Origin of the sequence: Streptomyces sp. HUAS CB01 (assembly GCF_030406905.1) — a bacterium.
Classification (GTDB): Bacteria; Actinomycetota; Actinomycetes; order Streptomycetales; family Streptomycetaceae; genus Streptomyces; species Streptomyces chengbuensis.
On record NZ_CP129137.1, the window covers coordinates 692111 to 715344 of the forward strand.

Annotated in this window: 18 protein-coding genes; 11 read left to right on the forward strand and 7 right to left on the reverse strand. The window is 73.0% G+C overall.

Annotated features, from left to right (window positions below):
• Positions 1–113 precede the first annotated feature (113 nt).
• The 4 genes from QRN89_RS03155 to QRN89_RS03170 form a co-directional block, all read right to left on the reverse strand.
• Positions 114–1028, reverse strand: coding sequence for an amino acid ABC transporter permease (locus QRN89_RS03155; protein ID WP_290347805.1), 915 nt, complete (start codon positions 1026–1028; stop codon positions 114–116).
• Positions 1025–1690, reverse strand: coding sequence for an amino acid ABC transporter permease (locus tag QRN89_RS03160; RefSeq protein ID WP_290347806.1), 666 nt, complete (start codon positions 1688–1690; stop codon positions 1025–1027). The genes QRN89_RS03155 and QRN89_RS03160 overlap by 4 nt, the downstream gene beginning before the upstream one ends.
• A 75-nt stretch (positions 1691–1765) precedes the next feature.
• A complete protein-coding gene (locus QRN89_RS03165) occupies positions 1766–2599 on the reverse strand; it encodes a glutamate ABC transporter substrate-binding protein (RefSeq protein ID WP_290347807.1) in 834 nt (277 codons plus the stop codon).
• Positions 2600–2674: 75 nt separating this feature from the next.
• The gene (locus QRN89_RS03170) at positions 2675–3418 is read right to left on the reverse strand and encodes an amino acid ABC transporter ATP-binding protein (protein WP_356948689.1); all 744 of its coding nucleotides are present in this window, start codon (positions 3416–3418) and stop codon (positions 2675–2677) included.
• 375 nt (positions 3419–3793) lie between these two features.
• Between QRN89_RS03170 and QRN89_RS03175 the strand changes: the two genes are divergently transcribed.
• The 9 genes from QRN89_RS03175 (at position 3794) to QRN89_RS03215 (ending at position 14193) form a co-directional block, all read left to right on the forward strand.
• The gene (locus QRN89_RS03175) at positions 3794–4321 is read left to right on the forward strand and encodes a hypothetical protein (RefSeq protein WP_290347808.1); all 528 of its coding nucleotides are present in this window, start codon (positions 3794–3796) and stop codon (positions 4319–4321) included.
• Positions 4322–4738: 417 nt separating this feature from the next.
• A complete protein-coding gene (locus QRN89_RS03180; RefSeq protein ID WP_290347809.1) occupies positions 4739–6904 on the forward strand; it encodes a hypothetical protein in 2166 nt (721 codons plus the stop codon).
• A gap of 139 nt (positions 6905–7043) precedes the next feature.
• Positions 7044–8555, forward strand: a complete 1512-nt coding sequence (pelF, locus tag QRN89_RS03185) for a GT4 family glycosyltransferase PelF (protein WP_290347810.1) — start codon at positions 7044–7046, stop codon at positions 8553–8555.
• A gap of 8 nt (positions 8556–8563) precedes the next feature.
• Positions 8564–9937, forward strand: coding sequence for a hypothetical protein (locus QRN89_RS03190; RefSeq protein WP_290347811.1), 1374 nt, complete (start codon positions 8564–8566; stop codon positions 9935–9937).
• 128 nt (positions 9938–10065) lie between these two features.
• Positions 10066–11067: a GDP-mannose 4,6-dehydratase gene (locus QRN89_RS03195; RefSeq protein WP_290347812.1), complete on the forward strand. Its 1002-nt coding sequence runs from the start codon at positions 10066–10068 to the stop codon at positions 11065–11067.
• 40 nt (positions 11068–11107) lie between these two features.
• Positions 11108–11821: a nucleotidyltransferase family protein gene (locus tag QRN89_RS03200; protein ID WP_290347813.1), complete on the forward strand. Its 714-nt coding sequence runs from the start codon at positions 11108–11110 to the stop codon at positions 11819–11821.
• Positions 11822–11828: 7 nt separating this feature from the next.
• Positions 11829–12743, forward strand: a complete 915-nt coding sequence (locus QRN89_RS03205) for an NAD-dependent epimerase/dehydratase family protein (protein ID WP_290347814.1) — start codon at positions 11829–11831, stop codon at positions 12741–12743.
• The gene (locus tag QRN89_RS03210) at positions 12740–13402 is read left to right on the forward strand and encodes a spherulation-specific family 4 protein (protein WP_290347815.1); all 663 of its coding nucleotides are present in this window, start codon (positions 12740–12742) and stop codon (positions 13400–13402) included. The genes QRN89_RS03205 and QRN89_RS03210 overlap by 4 nt, the downstream gene beginning before the upstream one ends.
• Positions 13399–14193, forward strand: coding sequence for an endo alpha-1,4 polygalactosaminidase (locus tag QRN89_RS03215; RefSeq protein WP_290347816.1), 795 nt, complete (start codon positions 13399–13401; stop codon positions 14191–14193). Before QRN89_RS03210 ends, QRN89_RS03215 begins: the two co-directional genes overlap by 4 nt.
• A gap of 92 nt (positions 14194–14285) precedes the next feature.
• Here QRN89_RS03215 and polX read toward each other — a convergent pair whose 3' ends face one another.
• The 3 genes from polX to QRN89_RS03230 form a co-directional block, all read right to left on the reverse strand.
• The gene (gene polX / locus QRN89_RS03220) at positions 14286–16007 is read right to left on the reverse strand and encodes a DNA polymerase/3'-5' exonuclease PolX (protein ID WP_290347817.1); all 1722 of its coding nucleotides are present in this window, start codon (positions 16005–16007) and stop codon (positions 14286–14288) included.
• 220 nt (positions 16008–16227) lie between these two features.
• Positions 16228–17568 (reverse strand): hypothetical protein, encoded by a 1341-nt coding sequence (locus QRN89_RS03225; RefSeq protein ID WP_290347818.1) that lies wholly within the window; start codon positions 17566–17568, stop codon positions 16228–16230.
• 223 nt (positions 17569–17791) lie between these two features.
• Positions 17792–18550: a cysteine hydrolase family protein gene (locus tag QRN89_RS03230; RefSeq protein ID WP_356948603.1), complete on the reverse strand. Its 759-nt coding sequence runs from the start codon at positions 18548–18550 to the stop codon at positions 17792–17794.
• Between the two features lie 9 nt (positions 18551–18559).
• On the opposite strand from QRN89_RS03230, the gene QRN89_RS03235 reads away from it, so the two are divergent.
• Both QRN89_RS03235 and QRN89_RS03240 read left to right on the forward strand, forming a co-directional pair.
• Complete coding sequence (locus QRN89_RS03235; protein ID WP_290347819.1) at positions 18560–20632, forward strand: ATP-binding SpoIIE family protein phosphatase; 2073 nt, start codon at positions 18560–18562, stop codon at positions 20630–20632.
• 130 nt (positions 20633–20762) lie between these two features.
• Positions 20763–23210 carry a SpoIIE family protein phosphatase gene (locus tag QRN89_RS03240; RefSeq protein WP_290347820.1) on the forward strand — a complete coding sequence of 816 codons (2448 nt, stop codon included), beginning with the start codon at positions 20763–20765 and terminating at the stop codon, positions 23208–23210.
• The last annotated feature ends 24 nt before the right edge of the window (positions 23211–23234 follow it).

Here is a 23234-nt window from a genome sequence, read left to right on the forward strand (position 1 = left end):
GGCGCGATCCCGGCAGCCACACCGGCGCCCGGCGGTTCGAGGGACGGCCACACCGGCGCCCGGCGGTCCCGGCCCGCGCCCGCCGGGCAGGCGCCGGTCCGGCGGACGGCGTGTCAGGGCCGCTCGGGGGGCTCCGGCTTGCGTCCCACGTGCTCGCCCGGCGTCGCCAGCTCCTCGACCGCGTCCGCGGCCACCACCGCTCCGGTGGACTTCCTGCCGCGCCGCAGCCGGCCCTCCAGCCGGGCCGCGAACGAGGTGAGCGCGAAGTTCAGCACTATGAAGATCACGGCGACGACGGTGAAGCTGGCGATGGTGTTCGCGCCGTAGTTGGCGCTCATCGGCCGCACCGACGCCAGGAGCTCGGAGAAGCCGAGCATCGCACCGCCCAGGGCGGTGTCCTTGACGATGACCACCATCTGGCTGACGATCGCCGGGAGCATCGCCGTCACCGACTGCGGCAGCAGCACGTACCGCATCGTCTGGCCCTTGCGCATGCCGATCGCCCGGGCGGCGTCCGACTGCCCCTGCGGCAGTGCCAGGATCCCGGCCCGGACGACCTCGGCCAGCACGGACGAGTTGTAGAGCACCAGGCCGGTCACCACGGCGTACAGCGGCCGGTTGTCGGGGCTGATGTCGGAGAACACGGCGTAGGCCGCGTTGGCGAACAGCATCAGGATCAGCACGGGGATGGCGCGGAAGAACTCCACCACCGTGCCCGCGGCGCCGCGTACCCAGCCGTGCTCCGACAGCCGGGCGATGCCGAGGACCGCACCGAGCGGCAGCGCGATGACCAGCGAGAGGGCCGCGGCGATGAGGGTGTTCTCGAGCCCCGGCAGGAGGTAGGTCGTCCACACCCGGGAGTCGGTGAAGAACGGAGCCCACTTGGACCAGTCCAGCTGGCCCTTGGCGGCGAGGCCCGTGAGGACCCACCAGGCCAGGGCCGCGAGGACGACCAGGAAGCCCAGCGAGTACACGAGGTTGCGCCGCCTGGCCCGGGGTCCGGGCACGTCGTACAGGACCGCGCTCATCGCTTCACCGCCACCTTCTTGCTCACCCAGCCGAGGAAGAGGCCGGTGGGGAGGGTGAGGACGATGAAGCCGGCGGCGAAGACGGCCGAGATGAGGATGAGCTGCGCCTCGTTCTCGATCATCTCCCGCATCAGCAGTGCGGCCTCGGGGACGCCGATGGCGGCGGCCACCGTGGTGTTCTTCGTCAGTGCGATCAGCACGTTCGCGAGCGGGCCCACCACCGAGCGGAAGGCCTGGGGAAGGACGACGAGCGTGAGCACCTGGACGAAGCCCAGCCCCAGGGCGCGGGCCGCCTCCACCTGGCCCACGGGCACGGTGTTGATGCCGGACCGCAGTGCCTCGCAGACGAACGCGGACGTGTAGGCGGTCAGCCCGAGCACGGCGAGCCGGAAGTTGATCACGTCGAAGGTGTCGGCGCCGAGGCTCACGCCGAGGGTCTGGAACAGTCCGAGCGAGGTGAAGACGATGATCACCGTGAGCGGGATGTTCCGGACCACGTTGACGTACCCGGTGCCGAATCCGCGCATCACGGGCACCGGGCTCACGCGCATGGCGGCCAGCACGGTGCCCCAGACCAGCGACCCGATCGCGGACCAGACCGTGAGCTGGATGGTCGTCCAGAACGCCCCCAGCACGTCGTAACCCTGAAGGAAGTCGAACACGATGGCGCCCCTGTGACGTCGTCTCGGTGGTCTCGGTGGCCGGCCCGGCGGCCCCGGTGACCGGCCGCGGCGGCCTCAGCCGGTGAAGACGCCGATCCTCGGCGGGGGTTCGCTCCGGTAGCCGGCCGGCCCGAAGTTGGCCTCCACGGCCTTCTTCCAGGAGCCGTCCTGGACCATCTTCTGCAGCGCGGCGTTGATCTTGTTCTTGAGTTCGGTGTCGCCCTTCTTCACACCGATCCCGTAGAACTCGTCGCTCAGCTTGAAGCCGCCCAGCCGGAACTTGCCCTTGAACTGGTCCTGCGCGGCGTATCCGGCGAGGATCGCGTCGTCGGTCGTCAGTGCGTCGATCGTCCTGTTCTCCAGGCCGGTCAGGCATTCGGAGTAGCCGCCGTACTCCTGCAGCTGCGCCTGCGGCGCGATCTTCGTCTTGACGTTCTGCGCCGAGGTGGAGCCGGTGACCGAGCAGAGCTTCTTGTTGTTCAGGTCGGACGGCTCGGCGATGGACCTGTCGTCGGCGCGGACGAGCACGTCCTGGTGGGCGAGGAAGTACGGCCCGGCGAAGTCGACCTTCTTGCGGCGCTCGTCGTTGATGGAGTACGAGGCCGCGATGAAGTCGACGTCGCCGCGCTGGAGCAGCGTCTCGCGGTCGGCGCTCTTGGCCTCCTTGAACACGATGTCTTCGGGGGCGTAGCCGAGCTGCCGGGCCACGTAGCGGGCCACGTCGACGTCGAACCCCTCGTACTTGCCGTCCGGCGTCTTCAGGCCGACGCCGGGCTGGTCGAACTTGATTCCGACGGTGATCTTCTTCCCGTCGTCCGAACCGCCGCCGCCTTCCGACCCGCAAGCCGTGGCGGCGAGTGCGAGTGCGAGCACCGCGGCGGCCGCGGCGGAGACCTTGCGAGGCTTCATGGTGATCATCCCTGGGGATCGCTGGGAGGTGCGTGGTCCCGGTGCGGCGCACGGGTGCGGCACTGCGACGGGGCCTCAGTGGTGGAGGATCTTCGAGAGGAAGTCCTTGGCACGGTCGGTGCGGGGGTTGGTGAAGAACTCGTCGGGTGTGGTCTCCTCCACGATCCTGCCGTCGGCCATGAACACCACGCGGTTGGCGGCCGAACGGGCGAATCCCATCTCGTGCGTGACGACCACCATGGTCATCCCGTCCCTGGCGAGCTGCCGCATGACCTCCAGCACCTCGTTGATCATTTCCGGGTCGAGGGCCGAGGTGGGCTCGTCGAACAGCATGATCTTCGGGTCCATGGCGAGCGCCCTGGCGATCGCCACCCGCTGCTGCTGGCCGCCGGAGAGCTGGGCGGGGTACTTGTCGGCCTGGGTCCCCACCCCCACCCGCTCGAGGAGGGTGCGCGCCCGGTCCTCGGCGGCCTTCCTGTCCTTCCCCCGGACCTTGATCTGGCCGAGGGTCACGTTCTGCAGCACGGTCTTGTGCGCGAAGAGGTTGAAGGACTGGAACACCATGCCGACGTCGGCGCGCAGCCGGGCCAGTTCACGGCCTTCGGCGGGCAGCGGCCTGCCGTCGATGGCGATCTCGCCGGAGTCGATGGTCTCCAGGCGGTTGATGGCGCGGCAGAGCGTGGACTTGCCGCCGCCGGAAGGGCCGATCACGACGACCACCTCACCGCGGTCGACGGTCAGGTCGATGTCCCGGAGGACGTGCAGCGGGCCGAAGTGCTTGTCGACGTGGCGCAGCTCGACCAGCGCACGGCTGTTCATGCCCGGGGTGAAGGGTTCGTCGCTCACGGCCGCTCCGCTCGTCGGCTTCATCGTCCGTCCACTCCGGCCGGGCCGCACTCCGGGGAACGGCGTGCCGGCGCGCGCCGGTCCGCCGCTTCCCGGGCACGGGTGAACGGTGCCCCGACGCGGAACAGGCCATTGCCGTGATCCCGCTGGGTGACGTCGCGCACACGGTGAGCGACCGGATGCGGAGCGTCCGGGCACCGGCAATGTCCGGCGCATATGCGCCCAGGCGGACGCGGGGCGCGAACCGCCGGGAGTTCCCCGCGCCCACGGCGGTTTCGCGCCGGGCGGCGCCGCCCGGCGCGGAGCGGGGCAGACGCGGGCGGCGGCGCTCTTCTAGCCTCCCGGCCCATGCGCATCACACACCTGAGACGCCTCGCTCCGTCAGCCGCTCTCGCCACGGCCCTCGTCGGCCTCGGCACGGTCCAGCCCGCCGCGGCCGACACCCCGGACCTGGCCTTCACCGTCGACCAGCCGGTGACCACCCCCGGCTCGACCGTGTCGCTGACGATGACCCTGACCAACAACCAGTCGACGGACATCTGGTTCGTGTACCAGTCGGTCCAGCCGACCTGGACGACGACCCAGCGCAAGGACCTCAAGTACAGCTTCGTCTCGTGCACCGCCCAGGGCGCCGCGTGCTCCGGCACCGGTTCGACCGCACTCGGCGTCAACTACGAGATCCCGCTGGCCCCCGGGACCTCCCGGACCGTCACGCTGACCTACCAGGTCGCGGCCGACTCGGGCTGCAACGGCACCATCGGCTTCTACTCGTACCTGTACTACGAGTACGAGAACGGGCAGCGCACGAAGGACGGCGTCCACAACACCCCGGAGACCCGGGTGGCCTGCGCGCCCGCGGAGCCCGCCGCCTCCTGACGCCCCTGCACCCCGGCGCCCCGCCGGACCTCCCCGGAACACCGCAGTGGCCGCCGGACGCACTCGCGCCGGCGGCCGCCGCCGTCCGTGCGGCACGCCCATGCGCGACGGCACCCGCACGGTACGGACAGGCCCCTGGCCGAAAACGCTCATCCCCCACGGCCGGCGTCTTGCCCGTCCCCCCGGCGCCTGCAAGCGTTTACCCTCCGTGCCCGCCCGGCTCCCTGGCGTACGGGCCGGCCCCGCCCAGCGCCGACTTGCGTACGACACCTGCGCTTTTCCGTCAATTTTCACCGTAGGCGCACAGAACCCACACGCAGCCTCCACTATGTCTCGGGACAGGGCACAACGGCACGGCGTTCCGGGGGGAGCCGCCGCGCCGTTGTGCCGGGGGGTCAGGGGGAGGGACACCACCGCATGAAGCGGATCCGCGTCCGGCGGACCATACGGACGACCGCGCTCGGTGCAGGAGCGCTCATCATCTCGCTGGGCGGCCTGCCGGCGTCACCGGTGCAGGCGGCGGCCGCCGAACCGGCCCCGAGGATCGACCTGCGGGTGCTGGTGGTCTCCGACGGGGGCCCGGCGACGGCCGCGATCGCCGCGGAACTCGACAGCGCGGGCACCCCGTACACCGTGGTCGACCTCGCGGAGACGGGCCGCCCCGTCATCGACGCGGCCTTCCTCGCGGACGAGGTCGACGGCCGGCCGCGGGCCAGGTTCCAGGCCGTCGTGCTGCCCAACGACCAACCGTTCCCCGCCGGTTCGCAGGAGATGGCGGCCCTGGCGGCGTACGAGCGGGCCTACGCGATCCCGCAGGTGGACGCGTACACCTACGCCCAGCCGCAGGCCGGGCTGGAGTACCCGGTCAACGGCGGGTACGCCGGGCCCGTGGACGGGATCACCGCACAGGTGACGCCCGCCGGGAAGGCCGGTCCGTTCGGCTATCTCGACGGCGCCTTCGACTTCGAGGACAACGACCCCTCGGTCGACGAGAGCTGGGGCTTCCTCTCCCGGCCGCGGGCCGGCGCCGACTTCACCACCTACGTCGACGCTCCCGTCCCCGGGGGAACCTCCCGCGGCTCGCTCGTCGGGGAGTACCGGCACGACGGCCGCCGCGAACTGGTGGTCACCTTCGTGGCCAACCGGCACCAGCAGCAGTTCAGGCTGCTCGCCCGGGGGATCGTCGACTGGATGACCCAGGGCACGCGCCTGGGCACCTCGCGCAACTGGTTCTCGGTCCACGTCGACGACGTCTTCGCCGCCGACGACCGCTGGGACACCGAGCTCGACTGCACACCGGGGGACGTCGACTGCCCGCCGGGGCAGGGCACACCGGACCCGATCCGGATGACGCCTGACGACGTCGGACGGGCGGTCGAGTGGTCGCGGTCCCGCAACTTCACGCTCGACCTCGCCTTCAACGGCGGCGGCAGCGTCGAGCACCGCGAGGAGCACGGCGGGACCGACCCCCTGGCGGACCGGCTGACCCGGGACCGCGGCGCGTTCCGCTGGATCAACCACACGTACGACCACCCGTACCTGGGCTGCGAACAGGACGTGAGCGTCGTCCCCTGGAAGTGCTCCACCGACCCGGACGGCAGCGTCCGCTACATCGGCCGGGACGAGATATCCCGGCAGATCGCCGACAACCGCCGATGGGCGGAGCGGGCCGGGCTTCCGCTGGAGAACGGCGAGTTGGTCACCGGGGAGCACTCCGGGCTCGCACTCCTGCCGCAGCAGCCCGAGGACAATCCGCACCTCGCCCCGGCCCTCGCGGACAACGGCGTCACCTGGCTCGCCTCGGACAACTCCCGTGACCCGGTGCAGCGGCGGATCGGTCCCGCGCTCACCGTCTCCCGCCACCCGATGAACGTGTTCTACAACGTGGGCCGGGCCGCGGAGCAGGTCGACGAGTACAACTGGATCTACACCAGCAGGGCCCAGGGCGGCAGCGGCATCTGCGAGGACTCGGCCACGACCACCTGTCTCGACGCGCCGCTCGACCCCGCCACGGGCTACACGGACCACATCGTGCCGCTGGAGGCACGGATCGCCATGGGCCACGTCCTGGCCAACGACCCGCGCCCGCACTTCATCCACCAGTCGAACCTGGCCGAGGACCGCATCGCCTACCCGGTCCTGGACCGCGTCCTCGACCAGTACGCGGCGCTCCACGCGGACAACACCCCGCTGGTGAGCCCCAGGATGCAGGACGTCGGCGCGGAACTGCGCGAACGGGCCGCCTGGGACCGAGCGGTGAAGTCCGGTCAGGCCACCGCGTACCGGATCGGCGACACCGTCACCGTCACGGCCCCGGCCGGCACGGCCGTCCGCGCCACCATGCCGCCGGGGACCACCCGGGTGCTCCCCGACGGGCCGGCCGCCTTCGGCGAGCCGTACGCGGGCACCGTCTCCGGCAGCCTGCCGCCCGGCCCCGGCCAGGACGGCGTGACCCTCTCGCTGCCGTCGGCCCCCGCGGCGGGAAGCCCGGCCGCCGGTCCCGCACGGACCACGGTCCCGGCTCCCGACGGCCCCGTGCCCCCGGGTGTCGCACGCCCCGTGGTCCCCGGTGCCGAGCGCTGACCCGACCCCACCGGCCGCACCAGCTCACCGCGAGGAAGCGGGTTCCGGACACCGCACGCCGTGCACGACGGCGCGCGCCGTTCCCGCCGGGGACGCCCCGGAACCCGCCAGCCCCGCCCTCCTGCCGTGGAGCCCATCCATGCACGTATCGCCTCGTGCGCCGCGTCGAGACGCGGCACGCGTCACCCTGCTCACCGAAGGCACCTACCCGCACAGTCACGGCGGGGTGAGTGTCTGGTGCGACCAGCTCGTCGGCGGCATGCCCGACATCGACTTCGACATCATCGCGGTGACCGGCACCGGACGGGAGTCCGTGGTGTGGGAACTGCCCCCGCACGTGGCCGAGCCGGTCACCGTGCCCATGTGGGGCCCCGCACCCCCGGGTTCCCCGCCGCGCGGGCGGCGTGAACGCCGGCTGATGGCCGCGTACGAACGGTTCCTCACGGCACTGGTGGACCCGGCCGCCGAGGACGGGTTCGCCCCGGCCCTGTACGAACTGGCGCACGCCGCCCGGGACGGGGTGCTCGGGCCGGCCCTGCGCGGGGACAAGGCCCTGCGCGTCCTGACCGCCGTGTGGAACCGCCCCGGTCTGACCGTGCGGGAGGCGCGGCCCAGCCTCCACGACGCCGTCACCGCGACGGCGCTCCTGGAGCACGCCCTGCGGCCGCTCGCGGCCCGGCCGCCGGAGCGCGGAGTCGCGCACGCGGTGAGCGGCGGGGTGGCGGTGCTGCCGGGGCTCGCCGCCCTCGAACTCCACGGGGTGCCCCTGCTGCTGACCGAGCACGGGGTCTACCTGCGCGAACGCTATCTCGGTTACCGGACGGCCCCGTACCGCTGGCCGGTCAAGGCGGTGCTGCTGGGCTTCTTCCGGCTGCTGGCCGAGGAGACCTACCGCCGCGCGGCCCTCGTCACACCGGGCAACCGCTACAACCGGCTGTGGGAGGAGCAGGGCGGCGCCGATCCCCGGCTCATCCGCACCGTCTACAACGGCGTGGACCCGTCCGCGTTCCCCCCGGCCGGCCCCGAACCGGAGGGACCCACGCTGAGCTGGGCGGGGCGCGTCGACCCCATCAAGGACCTGGAGACCCTGATCCGGGCGTTCGCGGAGGTCCGCGGAGCCCTCCCCGACGCGACCCTGCGGCTGTTCGGCGGCACCCCGCGCGGCGGGGAGGCGTACCGGGAGCGGTGCGAGGCGCTCGCGGCGTCGCTCGGCCACGGCGACGCCGTCACCTTCGAGGGCCGGGTCGACGACATCAGGGACGCGTACGCCGCGGGCAACGTCGTGATGCTGTCCAGCATCAGCGAGGGGTTCCCCTTCACCCTGATCGAGGCCATGTCGTGCGGCAGGGCCACCGTGTCCACCGACGTCGGCGGCGTCCGGGAGGCGGTCGGCGACGCCGGGCTGGTCGTCCCGCCCCGTGACCCCGGGGCCATGGCCGCGGCGGCGCTGCGGCTGCTGGCCGATCCGCCGCGCCGGGCGGCGATGGGCGAGGCTGCGCGGCTGCGGGTGATCGAGCAGTTCACGCTCCGTCAGACCATCGACACCTTCCGGGCCATCTACCTGGAGCTGTCCGTCAGCGGGGTACGGCTCGCCGATCCCTGGGGCACGCCCCTCAGCGACGAGGCGCCCCTGGGGAGCGTGGCCGGATGAGCGGGCCGATGGCTCTCGAACCCGACGGCGGACAGGGCGACACGCTGGCGTTGCGGCTCGCCGCCGCCGATGCCACGCTCTCGCTGCGCCTGCCCCGGCGCAGACGGGTGCCGGACGACCCGGTCGACCTCCTGGCCGCCGAGCTCGCCGACCGGATCGGGCCCGCGGTGCACGCGTACGAGGTGGCGGCCCTGCTGGAGTCCGAGGGCCTGACGGGCGAGCAGATCCAGGAACGCTACGGGCGCCCCGATCTGTTCTCGCTCGCCGCCGATCTGTACGGGCGGGTGCCGCGCAGCTTCCCCGAGCCCCCGCACGGGCCGGATCCCTGGGCACCCGACCATGTCCGGTGCGCTCTGCGCGGGGCGTTGTTCGCCCTGCCGGGGCTGGCGTACGTGCTCACCGGCGGGCTGTGGCACACGCCCCGGGGGGTGTACGCCCTGGTCGCCGCCGGCCTGCTGTCGTGGGCGTGGGGCCAGGCGCTCAGCCATCGCGCGTATCTGCGGCTGGCGGCCGGGGCGCGCGAGGCGGGCCGGACGCTGCTCGTGGGCGCTCCCGCGGGAGCGCTGTTCGCCACGGCGGCCGCGCTCGTCGTCGCGGGGCCGGGGCCCGCGGCTCTGTTCGGCGCCGGGCAGTCGCTGTACCTCGCGTCGGCGGGGGTGCTCCTGGTGCGCGGCAGGGAACGACTGCTGCTCGTCACGCTCGTGCCGTTGGCCGCCGGTGCGGCGGCGCTGCCGTGGTGGGACCCGGGTCCACTGCCCCGGATCGTGCTGGCGGCGTCGACGGTGGCGCTTGCGGTCGCCGTCGCGGGCCGGGAGATCGGGGGGATGCTCCGTGCGGCGCCGGCACCCGGCGGCACCCGGCCGCCGGTGCGGGCCTCGCTGCCGTACGGGCTGTTCGGGCTGGCCGCGGGCGCGCTGGTGATGTCGGTGGGGCAGCGTCAGCCCTGGGCCGTGGTCGTGCTGACCGTCAGCATGGGGCCCGCCGAATGGCTGCTCTACCGCTACCGGGGGCTGTCGGTTGCGGCCCTGCGGGCGTCGGCGGACGAGGCCGGGTTCCGGCTGCGGTCCGCCCGGACGCTGGCGCTGTGTCTGGGGGGCTATCTGCTGCCGCTGTTCCCCGCGGCCCTGCTCACGGGCGCCGAACCGGCGCCCCTGCTCGCCCTCGCCGCGCTGCTGTGGACCGCGCTGCTGCTCCAGGCGTTCGGCCTCGCCTGGCTCCCGGCCGGGGTCACGCTCACCGCGGCGGCCGGGGTGGCCGCCGCCGCGACGCTGCCCGGTGGTCCACCGGGCACCGCTCCGCTGCTGATCTGCTGCGGCGTCGCCGCAGGGGTGCTCGTCACCGCCATCCTGTGGTGTCTGGGCCGGCCCACCGCGCACTCCTGACCCGCCGTCCGCACCCGTCGCGGCAACCGCCCCGCGGCACGCGGGGTTCCGGCCCGTCGTCCGGACCGCCCGTCCACCGTTCGCACACCACCGCTCCCCGCGGTGAACCGTCCCGAAAGGAACGACAGTTGACATCCGCACCGCTCGCCGCCGTCACCGGAGCCGAGGGCTTCATCGGCTCCCATCTGACCGAGGCCCTCGTCGCGTCGGGACACCGGGTCCGCGCGATGGTCCAGTACAACTCCTTCTCCTCGTACGGCTGGCTGGAGACCCTGCCGAAGGACGTCCTCGACCGGGTCGAGATCGTGCTCGGCGACGTCCGCGACCCCGGTTCCGTACGCGGACTCGCCGAAGGAGCCGACGCCGTCTACCACTTGGCGGCACTGATCGCGATCCCCTACTCCTACCGCGCCCCGCACAGCTACGTGGACACCAACGTCACGGGCACGCTCAACGTGCTGGAGGCGGTGCGGGCCCTCGGGACCCCGCGGCTGGTCCACACCTCCACCAGCGAGACGTACGGTTCCGCACGGACCGTGCCGATCACCGAGGACCATCCCGTCAACACCCAGTCGCCGTACGCGGCCTCCAAGGCCGGCGGGGACCGGCTGGCCGACAGCTACCACGCGAGCTTCGGCACGCCCGTGGTCACCCTGCGGCCCTTCAACACCTTCGGCCCCCGGCAGTCGATGCGGGCGGTCATCCCGACCGTCATCGGGCAGGTCGCCGCCGGGGAGCGCACGATCACCCTGGGCGACCTCCGGCCCACGCGCGACTTCACGTACGTCACGGACACGGCCGCGGCGTTCCTGGCCGTCGGCACGGCACCGGCCGAGGCCGTCGTGGGGCGGACCCTCAACGCCGGTACCGGCGGCGAGATCTCCGTCGGGGACCTGGTGCGGCTCATCGGCAAGGTGATGGACACCGACCTCGACGTCCGGGAGGACGAGCAGCGCATCCGGCCCGCGAAATCCGAGGTGATGCGGCTGGTCGCGGACGCGACCCGGCTGCGGGAGGCGACCGGCTGGGCTCCGGCCCTCGACCTGGAGCAGGGACTGGCACGGACGGTGGAGTTCTTCAGGGACCCCGCCAATCTCGCCCGCTACAAGACCGACATCTACAACATCTGACCCGGCGGACCACCCACCGCCGTACTCACAGGGGGCTACCGTGCACGCAGTGATTCTCGCCGGAGGCAAGGGCATCCGGCTGCGCCCGTACACCACCGCGCTGCCCAAGCCGCTCGTCCCGATCGGCGACCGGCACGCGATCCTGGAGATCGTGCTGCGTCAGCTGGCGGCCTGCGGCTTCACGAGCTGCACCATCGCCGTCGGCCATCTCGGCCACATCATCCGCGCCTATGTCGGCAGCGGTTCACGATGGGGCCTGAGCATCGACTACGCGACCGAGGAGAACCCGCTGGGCACCATGGGCCCGCTGCTGACGATGCGGGACCGGCTGCCCGAGTCGTTCCTGGTCATGAACGGGGACATCCTCACCGACCTCGACTTCGCCGACGTACTGGGCCGGCACCGCGCGAGCGGGTCGGCGCTGACGATCGCCACCTACGCCCGTAAGGTGCACATCGACTTCGGGGTGCTGACCACGGACGCCGGGAAGGTGGTCGGCTTCGCCGAGAAGCCGTCCATGGACTACCGCGTCTCGATGGGCGTGTACGGGCTGTCCCGCGACACGCTCGACGGATACACCGCCGGGCTGCCGCTCGGCTTCGACGAACTCGTGCTCGATCTGCTGAGGACCGGGAAACCGCCGCATGCCTACGAGTTCGACGGCTACTGGCTCGACATCGGCCGGCCGGACGACTACGACCGGGCCAACGCCGAGTTCACCACCCACCAGTCACTGCTGCTCAAGGGAGCCTGAACACCCCATGCGCATCCTCGTCCTGGGCCACACCGGGTACCTGGGCCGCCATGTCGCCGAACAGCTCAGCGCGCTGGGGGGCGTGCGGCTGTTCGGCGGCGGCCGGTCCCCGGACGCCGACCTCCGCGTGGACCTCGCCACGGCGGACACGGGGCGGCTGGCCGAGAACCTCGCGGACCTCTCCCCCGACGCCGTGGTCAACTGCGCGGGGTCGCTCGGCGCCGATCCGGTGACCGATGCCGAGGTCAACGTGCGCGGTCCCGCCGTGCTCTGCGCGGCACTGCGCAAGGCCGCGCCGACGGCCCGGCTGGTGCACCTCGGTTCGGCGGCCGAGTACGGGGCGGGCGAGCCCGGTGTGCCGGTCGCGGAGGACGGACCGACGCGGCCGGTGGCCTCGTACGGCGCCACCAAACTGGCCGGCACGGTGGCCGTCGCCTCGTCGGGCCTGGACGCGGTCGTGCTGCGCGTGGGCAACCCGGTCGGTCCGGGCGCCGCGCCGATGAGCCTGCCGGGCGGCACCGCCCTGCGGCTGCGCCGGGCGGGCGGGGACCGTGACGCGGTCGTGCGCTTCGGCGACCTGTCCGCCCATCGCGACTTCGTCGACGTACGGGACCTGGCACGGGCCGTCGTGCTGGCCGCTACCGCCTCCGGGCCGCTGCCGCGCATCCTCAACATCGGCGGCGGCAGGGCCGTTCCCATCCGGGAGCTGGTGCAGGGGCTGGTGGCCGTGGCCGGGTTCCGCGGCCGTGTCGACGAGGCCGGCATCGGGTCGGCGCGCTCCGCGGGCGTGGCCTGGCAGTGCTCGGACATCACGGCGGCGCGGGAGGCCCTCGGCTGGGAGCCGCGGTTCACCCTCACGGGCTCCCTCACCGCGCTGTGGGCGTCGCTCGGCGCCCCCGGGGAAGCGGACCCGGTGGCATGACACTGCTGGTCCCCCTCTACGTGCACCCCGTGGAGGACCCGGAGGCCTGGCGGTTGGTCACGGCCGCCGGGGACCTGGTCTACGGGGTGGTGCTGAACCCGGCCGACGGCCCGGGTGCGGCGCCCGATCCCGCGTTCGTCTCCGCCGCCCGCGACCTGCGGTCGGCGGGCACGCGCGTCCTCGGCTACGTCGACCTGGACTACGGGATGCGGCCGGACTCGGCGGTGACGGCCGATCTGGACCGCCATCGTGCGTGGTACGACGCCGACGGCTGCTTCTTCGACCAGGTGCCGGCCGACCGCTCGGCCCTGCCCGGCTGCCGCCGGCTCGTCCGCGCCGCGCGGCAGCGGGGCGCCGGTACGGTCGTCCTCAACCACGGGGTGCACCCGGCGCCGGGGTACGCGCGGATCGCCGAACTGCTGGTGACGTTCGAGGGCCCCTGGCCGGTCTACCTCTCCTCGTTCACCCGGCCTCGGTGGACGGCCCGCCATCCGGCCGAGCGGTTCTGCCATCTGGTCTACGAGGTGCCGACGGCGCTGGCGGGCGTCGCGGCCCGGGCGGCCGGGGAGCGCGGAGCCGCGGTGTCGTGCGCGGTCACGGACTCCCTGCCCAATCCCTGGGGCGCGCCGCCGCCCGCGCTGTACGGGGGGACCCGGTGAGCCGCCGGCGCGTCCCGCGGCTGTGTCTGCTGTTCGCCGTGCTGCTGGTGGCGGGCTGCTCCGGCGGTTCCCCGCCGGGTCCGGACGGGGCGCGCTGGCAGCCTCGGCCCGGCACGGCGTGGCAGTGGCAGCTCGACGGCCGGGCCGACCCCTCGGCGGCGGACGTGCCCGTGTACGACATCGACGGCTTCGAGAACAGCGCGGACGACGTCGCGCGGCTGCACCGGGACGGGCGCAGGGTCATCTGCTACATCAACGCCGGCGCCTGGGAGCGTTTCCGTCCCGACCAGGCGGACTTCCCGGCGTCCGTACGCGGCCGGCCGAACGGCTGGGACGGTGAGCGGTGGCTCGACATCCGCCGGCTGGACGTGCTGCGCCCCCTCATGGAGCGGCGCTTCGACATGTGCCGGGAGAAGGGCTTCGACGCGGTCGAACCGGATCTGCTGGACGCGTATCTCAACGACACCGGCTTCCCTCTGACCGCCGCCGACCAGCTCGCCTACAACCGCATGATCGCCCGTGTCGCCCACGACCGCGGCCTGTCCGTCGGGCTGAAGAACGATCTGCCGCAGGTTGCTGCCCTGGTGGGGGACTTCGACTTCGCGGTCAACGAGGAGTGCGCCCAGTACGGCGAGTGCGGGAAGCTCGCCCCGTTCATCGCGGCCGGGAAGGCCGTCTTCCATGTGGAGTACGCACTGGCCAACGGCGACTTCTGCGGCGAGTCGCGGCGCCTGGGACTGTCCTCCATGCGCAAGCGGCTGGAGCTCGACGCGTGGCGCCGGCCGTGCTGAGCGGGGCGGCCGGGTGGCGTCCGGAGTGCGGCCGGGCCGGGCGGCCCGGCAATGCGGGCGGCCGAAGGAGGCCGAAGCCGGCCGAGGGGCGGTCAGACCGAGGGGCGCAGGAAGCGCTTCAGCTTCGCCAGGGGCCAGGTGTTGATGACGTCGTCCTTGGTGAGCCAGCCGCGCTGCGCGGTCGCCACCCCGTAGCGCATGTACGGCAGATGTGTGGTGGAGTGCGCGTCCGAGTCGACGGCGAAGCGCACGCCGTGGCGCCTGGCGCGCAGGATGTCCTCGTCGCCGAGGTCGAGGCGCTCGGGATGGGCGTTGATCTCGAGGGCCGTGCCGGTGCGGGCGCATGCGGCGAAGACGGCGTCGAAGTCGGCGTCGATCGGAGGCCGTTTGCCGATCTTGCGGGTGGTGGGGTGCCCGATGACGGAGACGTAGGGGTTCTCGCAGGCGCGGACGAGGCGGCGGGTGAGTGCCTCCCGGCTCTGGTGGAAGTGGGAGTGGATCGAGGCCACGCAGATGTCGAAGCCCGCGAGGAAGTCGTCCGGCCAGTCCACGTCGCCGTCCGGGCCGATGTTGAGCTCGGTGCCGTGCAGCAGTCTCATGCCCTTGTGGCTGCGGTCGAGTTCGCGGACCCGTTCCCGCTGGGCGAGCATCTTCTCCTTCGTCATGCGCTGCATGGCGAGGTCCGGGGCGTGGTCGGTCACCGCGTAGTAGGCGTATCCGCGCGCCGCCGCCGCGGCGACCATCTCCTCGAGCGGGGCCAGGCCGTCGGTGAGATCGGTGTGGGTGTGGAGATCACCGCGGATGTCGTCCTCGGCGACCGGCTCGGGGAGTTCGCCGCGGAGGGCGGCCGCGATCTCGCCCCGGTCCTCGCGCAGGGTCGGGGGGATCCAGGGCAGCCCGAGGCGTTCGTAGATCTCCTCCTCGGTGGAGGAGACGATCCGCTCGCCGCTCTCGACGTCGAAGAGGCCGTACTCGGACAGCTTGAGCCCCTGGCGCACCGCGATCTCGCGGGTGCGGATGTTGTGGGCCTTGGCGCCGGTGAAGTACTGCAGTCCCGCGCCCCAGGACTCGGGCGGCAGCACGCGCAGATCGACCTGGAGCCCCTTGGTCGTGCGGACGGAGGTCTTCTTGGCACCGTGGGCCATGACCTCGGCGGTGTACGGGAGTGCCGCGAGCGCGTCCATGAAGGGGGCCGAGGTGTCCGCGGCGACGAGGATGTCGATGTCGCCGATGGTCTCCCGCATCCGTCGCAGCGATCCGGCCCAGGTGCACTTCTCGCAGCCCTCGATGCCCGACAGTTCGGCCACGATCTGCTCGGCCGCGTCCATGGCGGCGTTGAGGAGGATCCGGGTGCCGGCCTTCTGCATGAGGGCGATGCCGTGGAGGATGTTCGCCTCGGTCTTCTCCCCGAAGCCCTTGAGGTCGCGCAGCCGCTCCCCGTGGATCGCGTCGAGGAGCTGGTCGACGGAGGAGATGCCCAGTTCCTCGTGGAGGACCAGTGCCTTCTTCGGCCCGAGCATGGGGATGGCGATGAGCTCCCGCACGCCGGCGGGGATGGACTGCCGCCGTTCCTCCACGGCGGTGATCTGCCCGGACGCCAGATACTCCACGATCTTGTCGGCGATGGACCTGCCGACGTGGGGGATCTCGCGCAGCCCCTTGGGGTCGAGGGTGGCCACGTCGGCGGGGTAGCCGCCGATCGCGCGGGCGGCCTTCTCGTACGAGCGGGCCCTGAAGGCGTCGCCGCCGGTGATGGCGATGAGGTCGGCGTACTCCTGGAGGATCGCCTCGATCTCTTCGTTCGCCCTGGCCATGGCTCCAGCGTCACACGCCGGAAGGACGGGCGCCGCGCGGAACCCGGCCTCACGGGCGCCGCGCGGAACCCGGCCTCACGGGCGCCGCGCGGAACCCGGCCTCACGGGCGCCGCGCGGAACCCGGCCTCACGGGCGCCGCGCGGAACCCGGCCTCACGGGCGCCGCGCGGAACCCGGCCTCACGGGCGCCGCGCGGGACCCGGCCTCACGGGCGCACGGGTCAGGGTGTGCCCGGAGTGCCACCGCCGGCCGCCGGCTCCCGGGCCGCCGGCTCCGGGGCGGTCCCGTCGGCGTCCTGGGCCAGGAACTCGACGACGGCGAGCGCGAGGAGCAGGGCGAGGGCGAGCCCGACGACGACCCAGGCGGTGGGGTACGACCAGAGGACGTACACCAGTACGACGGCGGCGACCAGCACCCAGGTGATCCACGTCCGGTAGCGGCGCACCCAGGGGCCGACGGGCCCGGTGCGCAGGCCCGCGCGGTTCGCCGTGGCGCGCGTGGCCGCGATGCCGGACGTCCACAGCTGCCGTACGAGACCGGCGTACCGGCCCGGCCCGGTGAGCCAGGCGGCGAGGGCGACGACGACGCCGAGCATCACGATGTTGCGGATCGTGGTGCGCAGGAAGCGGACGAGGGCGTCGAAGACGGACGTCGCGGCGGGCTGGGACACCCCCTTGGGCAGGGAGTCCAGATAGATCAGCCGGAAGACCGTCAGCCCGGCGCCGAGCAGCGCGGTCGCGACCGCGACCCCGAGTGCGGCCGCCACCAGGGCCCTTCTGCGGTGGGCGGAGAGCAGCACGCCCGCGGCGATCAGCACGACGGCCACGACCGGCAGCCAGGTGCCCGCGAGCTGCAGCAGCCGGAACCCGGTCTTGACGCGGCCCACGTCCTCGGACTGGAGGACGGTGAAGTCGGTGTGGATCTCGGGGATCTTCTCGGCGACGGTGAGCCCCTCGTCCACCAGTCGCTGCTTGACCTGTTCGATGACGGGCGCGAGGTCGATCTTGACCGCGTTGTCGGTGAGCTCGATGGCGCCGCCGCCGCTGCCGGTGAGGGCCTTGTCGACGGCGGCGTGGATCCTGCGGTTCGCGTCGGTCCAGATCCGCTGGAAGGCGTCGGAGGCGACGATGTCCTGGGTGCGGGCCTGGACGAAGCTGCGGACGGCGTTCTCCAGGGCCCCGCCGAGGCGGCCGATCAGGGCGTCCAGCCGGGGCCGGTCGGCCGGGGCGACATCCTCCAGCAGCGCGGGGAGGTCGATGTGCTCCATCACCACGTTCGTGACCCGGGTCGCGACGGCGGCCTGCACATCGGGGTCGGAGGCGAGCGGAGCGACGGTGGCGACATAGCGGTCGGTGTCCCCGACCTCGCTCTTGGCCCAGGTGGCGACCGCGCTGAGCGGGGCGAGCACACAGCCGATCACGATCAGCACCGCGGCGAGGGCGGAGCGCATACGGTGCCGAGGCGGCCTCGGCGGGAGCTGTTCCCGGGCCTCCAGGGCGGCGATCCGCGCCTGCAATCGCTCCAGGTCGCGTCCCTCGGAGCCGTTGGTTCCGTCCGGCATGCGCACTCCTCCGCTGTCGGGCAGGCTGACAACAGCAGAACCCGGGGGCGTGGGGTGCGCGAGCCGGGAAGGCCGCTCGGGTGAGGTCCGGGCGGGACGGTCCGCGGGGGGTACGGCCGTGGCGGGTCGGGCCCGGGGCGCGGTCAGGAGCGGGTTCCCCGGAGGCGCTCGGGAGCCGGCCCCGGGGGTGCACTGCTCAGGAGCCGGCCCGGAGGTGCGCCGTTCAGGAGCCGGTTCCGGCGGGGCGCAGGGCCCCGGTGAACTCGTCGGCGGTGACGATGGCGTGGGCGTAGGTGGGCGCGTTGATCTCGAACGTCGCCGTCATCTCCTCGGGTCCGAAGGCGGCGACGGCGTCGCGGACGAGGGTGACGTGGTAGCCGAGTTCCTGGGCGAAGCGCGCGGTGGTGTCGATGCAGGTGTTGGCGCGCATGCCGATGAGCACGACCTTCGCGATGCGGTGCTGCTTCAGCAGGAGGTCGAGGTCGGTGTGGGCGAATCCGCTCGCGGACCAGTGCTCCTGCACCTTCAGTTCGCCGTCGAGGGGCTGGAAGTCGGGGTGGAACTCGCCGCCCCAGGAGCCCGCCTCGAAGATCCGGGCGCTGCGCGTCGCGGCCTGGGAGGGGGACGGGAAGGCCCAGCCGTCGTAGTCGCCGGGAGCGGTCCTCCGGTGCGGGACGAACATCGTCCGGATCCCGTGGGCACGGCCGGCGGCGAGCACCTGCCGCATGTGGTCCAGCAGGCCGACCTGCTCCGCGACGGCCTTCGCCCGGGGCCACAGCTTCCCGCCCTCGGACAGAAAGTCGTTGTAAGGGTCAACGACAAGGAGTGCGGTGCTGCCGCCGGCGTAGCCGTCGTCCATGGTGAACTCCCCTGTGCGGTCCCCGGTTCCGACCGTAGGCCGGAACCGGGAGGGGTGCACCAGGAAGCCCTTCGCCGGTGCCGCGGAGCTGCGCCGACTTGCCCCCGGCACGTCGAAGGCCATCGTGGAACTGTGGACGGAGACGACAAGCGGCGGGACTCGGCCATTCTCGATGCCCTGTTCACGCAGGCACCGCACGGCCTGTTCCTGTGCGACAGCGAGCTGCGGGTCGTCCGGTTCAACAGCGCCGCGCCCGGGGTGCGCGGCATTCCTCCCGAGGAGGTTCTGGGCAAGACCATCGCCGAACTCACCGAGGGCTTCACGGGCGACCCGGTCGCCACCCTGGCGGAGGACGCGTTGCGCACGGGTGCGGTGGTCCGCGACCGCCTGATCAGGGGCAGGCCCCTGTCCAATGCCGACCGGGAGATGACCGTCTCGCTGTCGATCTTCCGGCTGGAGGGGACCGACGGGGAGATACTCGGCCTGGCCGCCATCGTGGACGACGTCACCGAACGCGAGGCCGCCCTCGGCCGGCTGGACCTGCTCCACGAGGCCCGGCAGTCCATCGGCACCAGCCTCGACGCGTACCGCACGGCGGAGGAGCTCGTGGACGTCCTCGTCCCCCGGCTCGCCGACGCGGCTGCGGTGGACCTGCTCGACGACGCGCTGCGCGGACGCCCGCTGCGGCCCGGCCCCGTACCCGCGGACACTCCGCTGCGCCGGGCCGCGTTCCGGTCCGTCCTCGGTCGTGACGAGGGACCCCGCAAGGGCGAACTCAACACCTTCGGCGCCCACACCCCGTACTCCCAGGTCCTGAACGACCTCACTCCGCGGCTCATCACCGGCGTCGACGCGAACGACGCCTGGCTGGGCGCGGACCCCGAACGCGGCGACCCCATCGTGTCCGCGGGTGTCCACTCCCTCGAGGTGGTACCGCTGTTGCTGCGGGAGACGGTGCTGGGGGTGGCCGCCCTCTACCGCTTCCAGCGGCCCGAGCTGTTCGACGACGCGGATCTCGCCCTGTCGACGGAACTGGTCACCAAGGCCGCCCTGCACCTCAACAACGCCTGCAGTTTCGCCCGCGAGCGCACCGTCGCGACGGCGCTGCAGCAGGGGCTGATGCCGGGCCGGCCGCCCGAGCTGACCGCGGTGGACACGGCTTACGCCTATCTTCCCGAGGGCGCGGGAGGGGACTGGTACGACGTCATTCCGCTGTCCGGCGCAAGGGTGGCCCTGGTGGTCGGCGATGTCGCCGGGCACGGCATCGAGGCCGCCGCCACCATGGGCCAGTTGCGGACGGCCCTGCGCACGCTCGCGCTGCAGGACCTGGAGCCCGGTGAGCTGCTCGACCGGCTCGACGAGACGGCCGCCTTCCTCGCCCGGACGCGGTCGCCCGTGGGCCACGGCGACGAGGCGTCCCCGGACCACCTCGCCACCTGTGTGTGCGTCGTCTACGACCCGGTGTCCCGGCTGTGCACCGCAGCCCGGGCCGGGCATCCGCTGCCCATGGTGCTGGGACCCGACGGGTCCGCGACGGAGTTCGACGTACCGGACGGTCCCCCGCTGGGGACGGCGGGCGGCGGCTACGCGTCCGCCACCGTCACCCTCCCGGAGTCGACCCTGCTGGCGCTCTACACGAACGGCCTGGTGAGCATCCCCGGCCGGGACGCGGGGAGCTCCCGAGCCCGGCTCCACCAGATCCTGGCCCAGCCGGAGGAGTCCCTCGACCGGCTCTGCGACTCCGCGGTGTACGAGCTCCTGCCGCGCCGCCCCCGGGACGACGCGGTGCTGCTGCTCGCCCGTACCCGCGCCCTGCCTGCGGACCGGGTCACCAGCTGGACCCTCCCCCGGGACGACTCGGTCGTGGCCACGGCCCGCCGGCTGATCGAGCACCAGCTCCAGGCGTGGGAGATGCCGGACGCGGTCTTCACCACCGAACTGATCGTCAGCGAGCTGGTGACCAACGCGATCCGCTACGGGCAGGGCCCGATCGAGCTGCGGGTCATCCTCGACCGCACCCTGATCTGCGAGGTCTCGGACGCCAGCAGCACCTCGCCGCACATGCGCCATGCCACCGCAACGGACGAAGGAGGCCGTGGACTGTACATCGTCATGCAGCTCAGCGACCGATGGGGCACCAGGACCACGGGTGACGGCAAGACCATCTGGTCGGAACAGGCGGTCCGGGGCGGCGCGGCCCGGTAGGGTCCACGCACACCAGAGCGCCGGGGGCGTGCGCCGCCCTCCGTCCTGACTCGCCCGGAGGGTCCCGGACGCGACAGCATGGAGGAGGACGGCCCTCGGCGGCTGCCCGCGCGAGGAGGCGGAACAGACGGTGACCAGGCAGCGCTTTGCGTTCTGCGGGGCTGAGATGGCCGCTGTCTACGTCCTCGCCGGCGGGGGCCGCGAACTCCATCTGGCCGAGCTGACCGGCGATCGCAGGATGCTGTACGGCCTGCCGGCGATCATCGCTGTGGAGGGCCACTCCCCCGCCGCCGAGGCCTTCCGCGCCGGCGGCCCGCTCTGGCTGAACCCGAAGGAACTCGCGGCGTACGTCGAGCTCGACCCCCACCACTTCCCCGGCCGCCGCGGGGAGGGGGCGGAGACCACGGCCCGGATCTCGCTCGGCGCGCTGCCGCTCGGGCGCGGCGCCAACGAGCTGGGCTGTCTGATCGTGGCGGGCGACGTCACCGACGGTTTCAGCCCCGACCGCCGGGCGCTGCTGGAGCTCTACGCCGACCAGGTCGCGGCCGGTCTGGAGTCGGCCGCCGCCCGCGTACCGGGCCGTGCCCCGCCGCAGACGCACCTGGCCCAGGCCGCCCTGGTACCGCTGCAGGGCGGAGCGTTCATCCTGGAGCTGAGCACCGGGCGGATGGAGGCGCACGCGTACGTCCTGGAGCTCCTCGGCATTCCCCCGGAGGAGTTCGACGGGCGGGTGGAGACCCTGCTGGCCTGCGCGGTTCCGGACGACATCCCGGCACTGATGGAGATCGTCGAACCGGGGCGGATGTCCGCGGCCACCGAGCAACTGGCGTTCCGGATCCGCCGCCCCGGCGGGGAGCTGCGCTGGCTGGGGCTGCGCTGCCGGGTCGAGGTGGACGCCGACGGCACACCGGAGCGGGTGCTGGGCGTGGTGGCCGACGCCGCCTACCTGCGGCCCAGCGCCGACGAGGTCTCGGTGGTGCAGCGGCTGTCGGCCAAGCTGGCGGGGGCGAGCACGATCCGGGAGGTCAGCCGGCTGGTGGTGGCCTCGCTCCGCGGTCCGCTGGAGGCGAGCCGGGTCGCCGTGGCCGAGCGGGAGGGCGACCGGCTGGTGGTCACCATCCTGGATCCGCCGGAGCCCGATGCCTGGCCCGCGGTCTGGCGCTCCGAATGGCGCTCCGAGTGGCCGGACCTGTCGATCCACGACATGCCCACGCTCGAGGGCGCGCTGCGCGAGGGGCATGTGAGCCTCTGGCCGGCCGGCGCGCACCTCGAACCGGCGCTGGCGGAGATCGGGCCCGGCGGCCTCGCCGTGCTGCCGCTCCGGGCGGACGGGCGGATGGTGGGGGTGTGTCTGGTGGGGTGGGACGAGGAGCACCGGTTCGACCCGGAGGAGCGGTCGCTGCTGACCGCCGCCGCGGCCCTGGTGGGTCAGGCCCTGATGCGGGCGCACGCCCTGGACGCCGGGCACGAGCTCGCCACGATGCTCCAGCGGAGCCTGCTGCCGAGGAAGCTTCCCGAGCTGCCCGGTGGTGAGGCCGTCGCCCGCTATCTCCCGGCCACGGCGGGGCTGGAGGTCGGCGGCGACTGGTACGACGTGATCCCGCTCGGTGACGGCCATGTGGCGCTGGTCATCGGGGACGTGCAGGGGCACAGCGCGGGAGCCGCGACGATCATGGGCCAGATGCGCACGGCCGTCAGGGCGTACGCGGTGGAGGGACACCCACCGGACGTGGTGGTCGCCCGCGCGAACCGGCTGCTCGTCGGCATGGAGACGGATCTGTTCGCCACCTGCCTCTACGTGGACCTCGACATGGAGGAGGGCATCGCCCGGCTGGTACGGGCGGGCCACCTGCATCCGGTGATCCGCCACCCCGACGGCAGCGCCGAGGAGCTGCTGGTCGAGGGCGGGCCGCCGCTGGGCGTCCTCGCCGACGAGGAGTACCCGATGACGGAGGCGGGGCTGGTGCCCGGCACGATCCTGATGCTGCTGACGGACGGCCTGGTCGAGTCGGCGGCCCTCACGCTGGAGGAGGGCATGCGCCGGGTGTGCGACACCCTCGCCGCGGCCGACCCCGCCGACGCCGGCCGGATGGCCGACGAACTGGTCGTGGGGGTGAACCGGCGCGACGACGACGTGGCCTTGCTGCTCCTGCGTTACGACGGCACCCAGGTGCGGCCGATGCGGACCCACTGGACGGTGTGGCGGCTGCCCAACGCCGTGATGCACGCCCGGCGTTTCACCGCACGGACCCTGCGCTCGTGGGGTGCGGAGGAGGAGTTGGACGGCGCTCTGCTCGTCGTGTCCGAACTGGTCACCAATGCCGTCGCGCACACGCAGGGCGAGGTGCGGCTCGACCTCACGCTGTCCGCCGACCGCTTGCGGATCGCGGTGAACGACGCCTCCCCCCGCAGCCCCGTCAAGCCGGCCGACCAGGGCTGGGAGGCGACGGGAGGCCGCGGGCTGCTGATCGTCGAGGCCACGACGGCGTCGTGGGGCGCGGTGCCGCTCAGCGGCGGCAAGCAGGTGTGGGCGGAGATCCCCCTGGCGCCGCGCGAGCGGCTGGCCCGGGCACGCTGAGCCCGGTCTCCGGGGCCCGGGCAC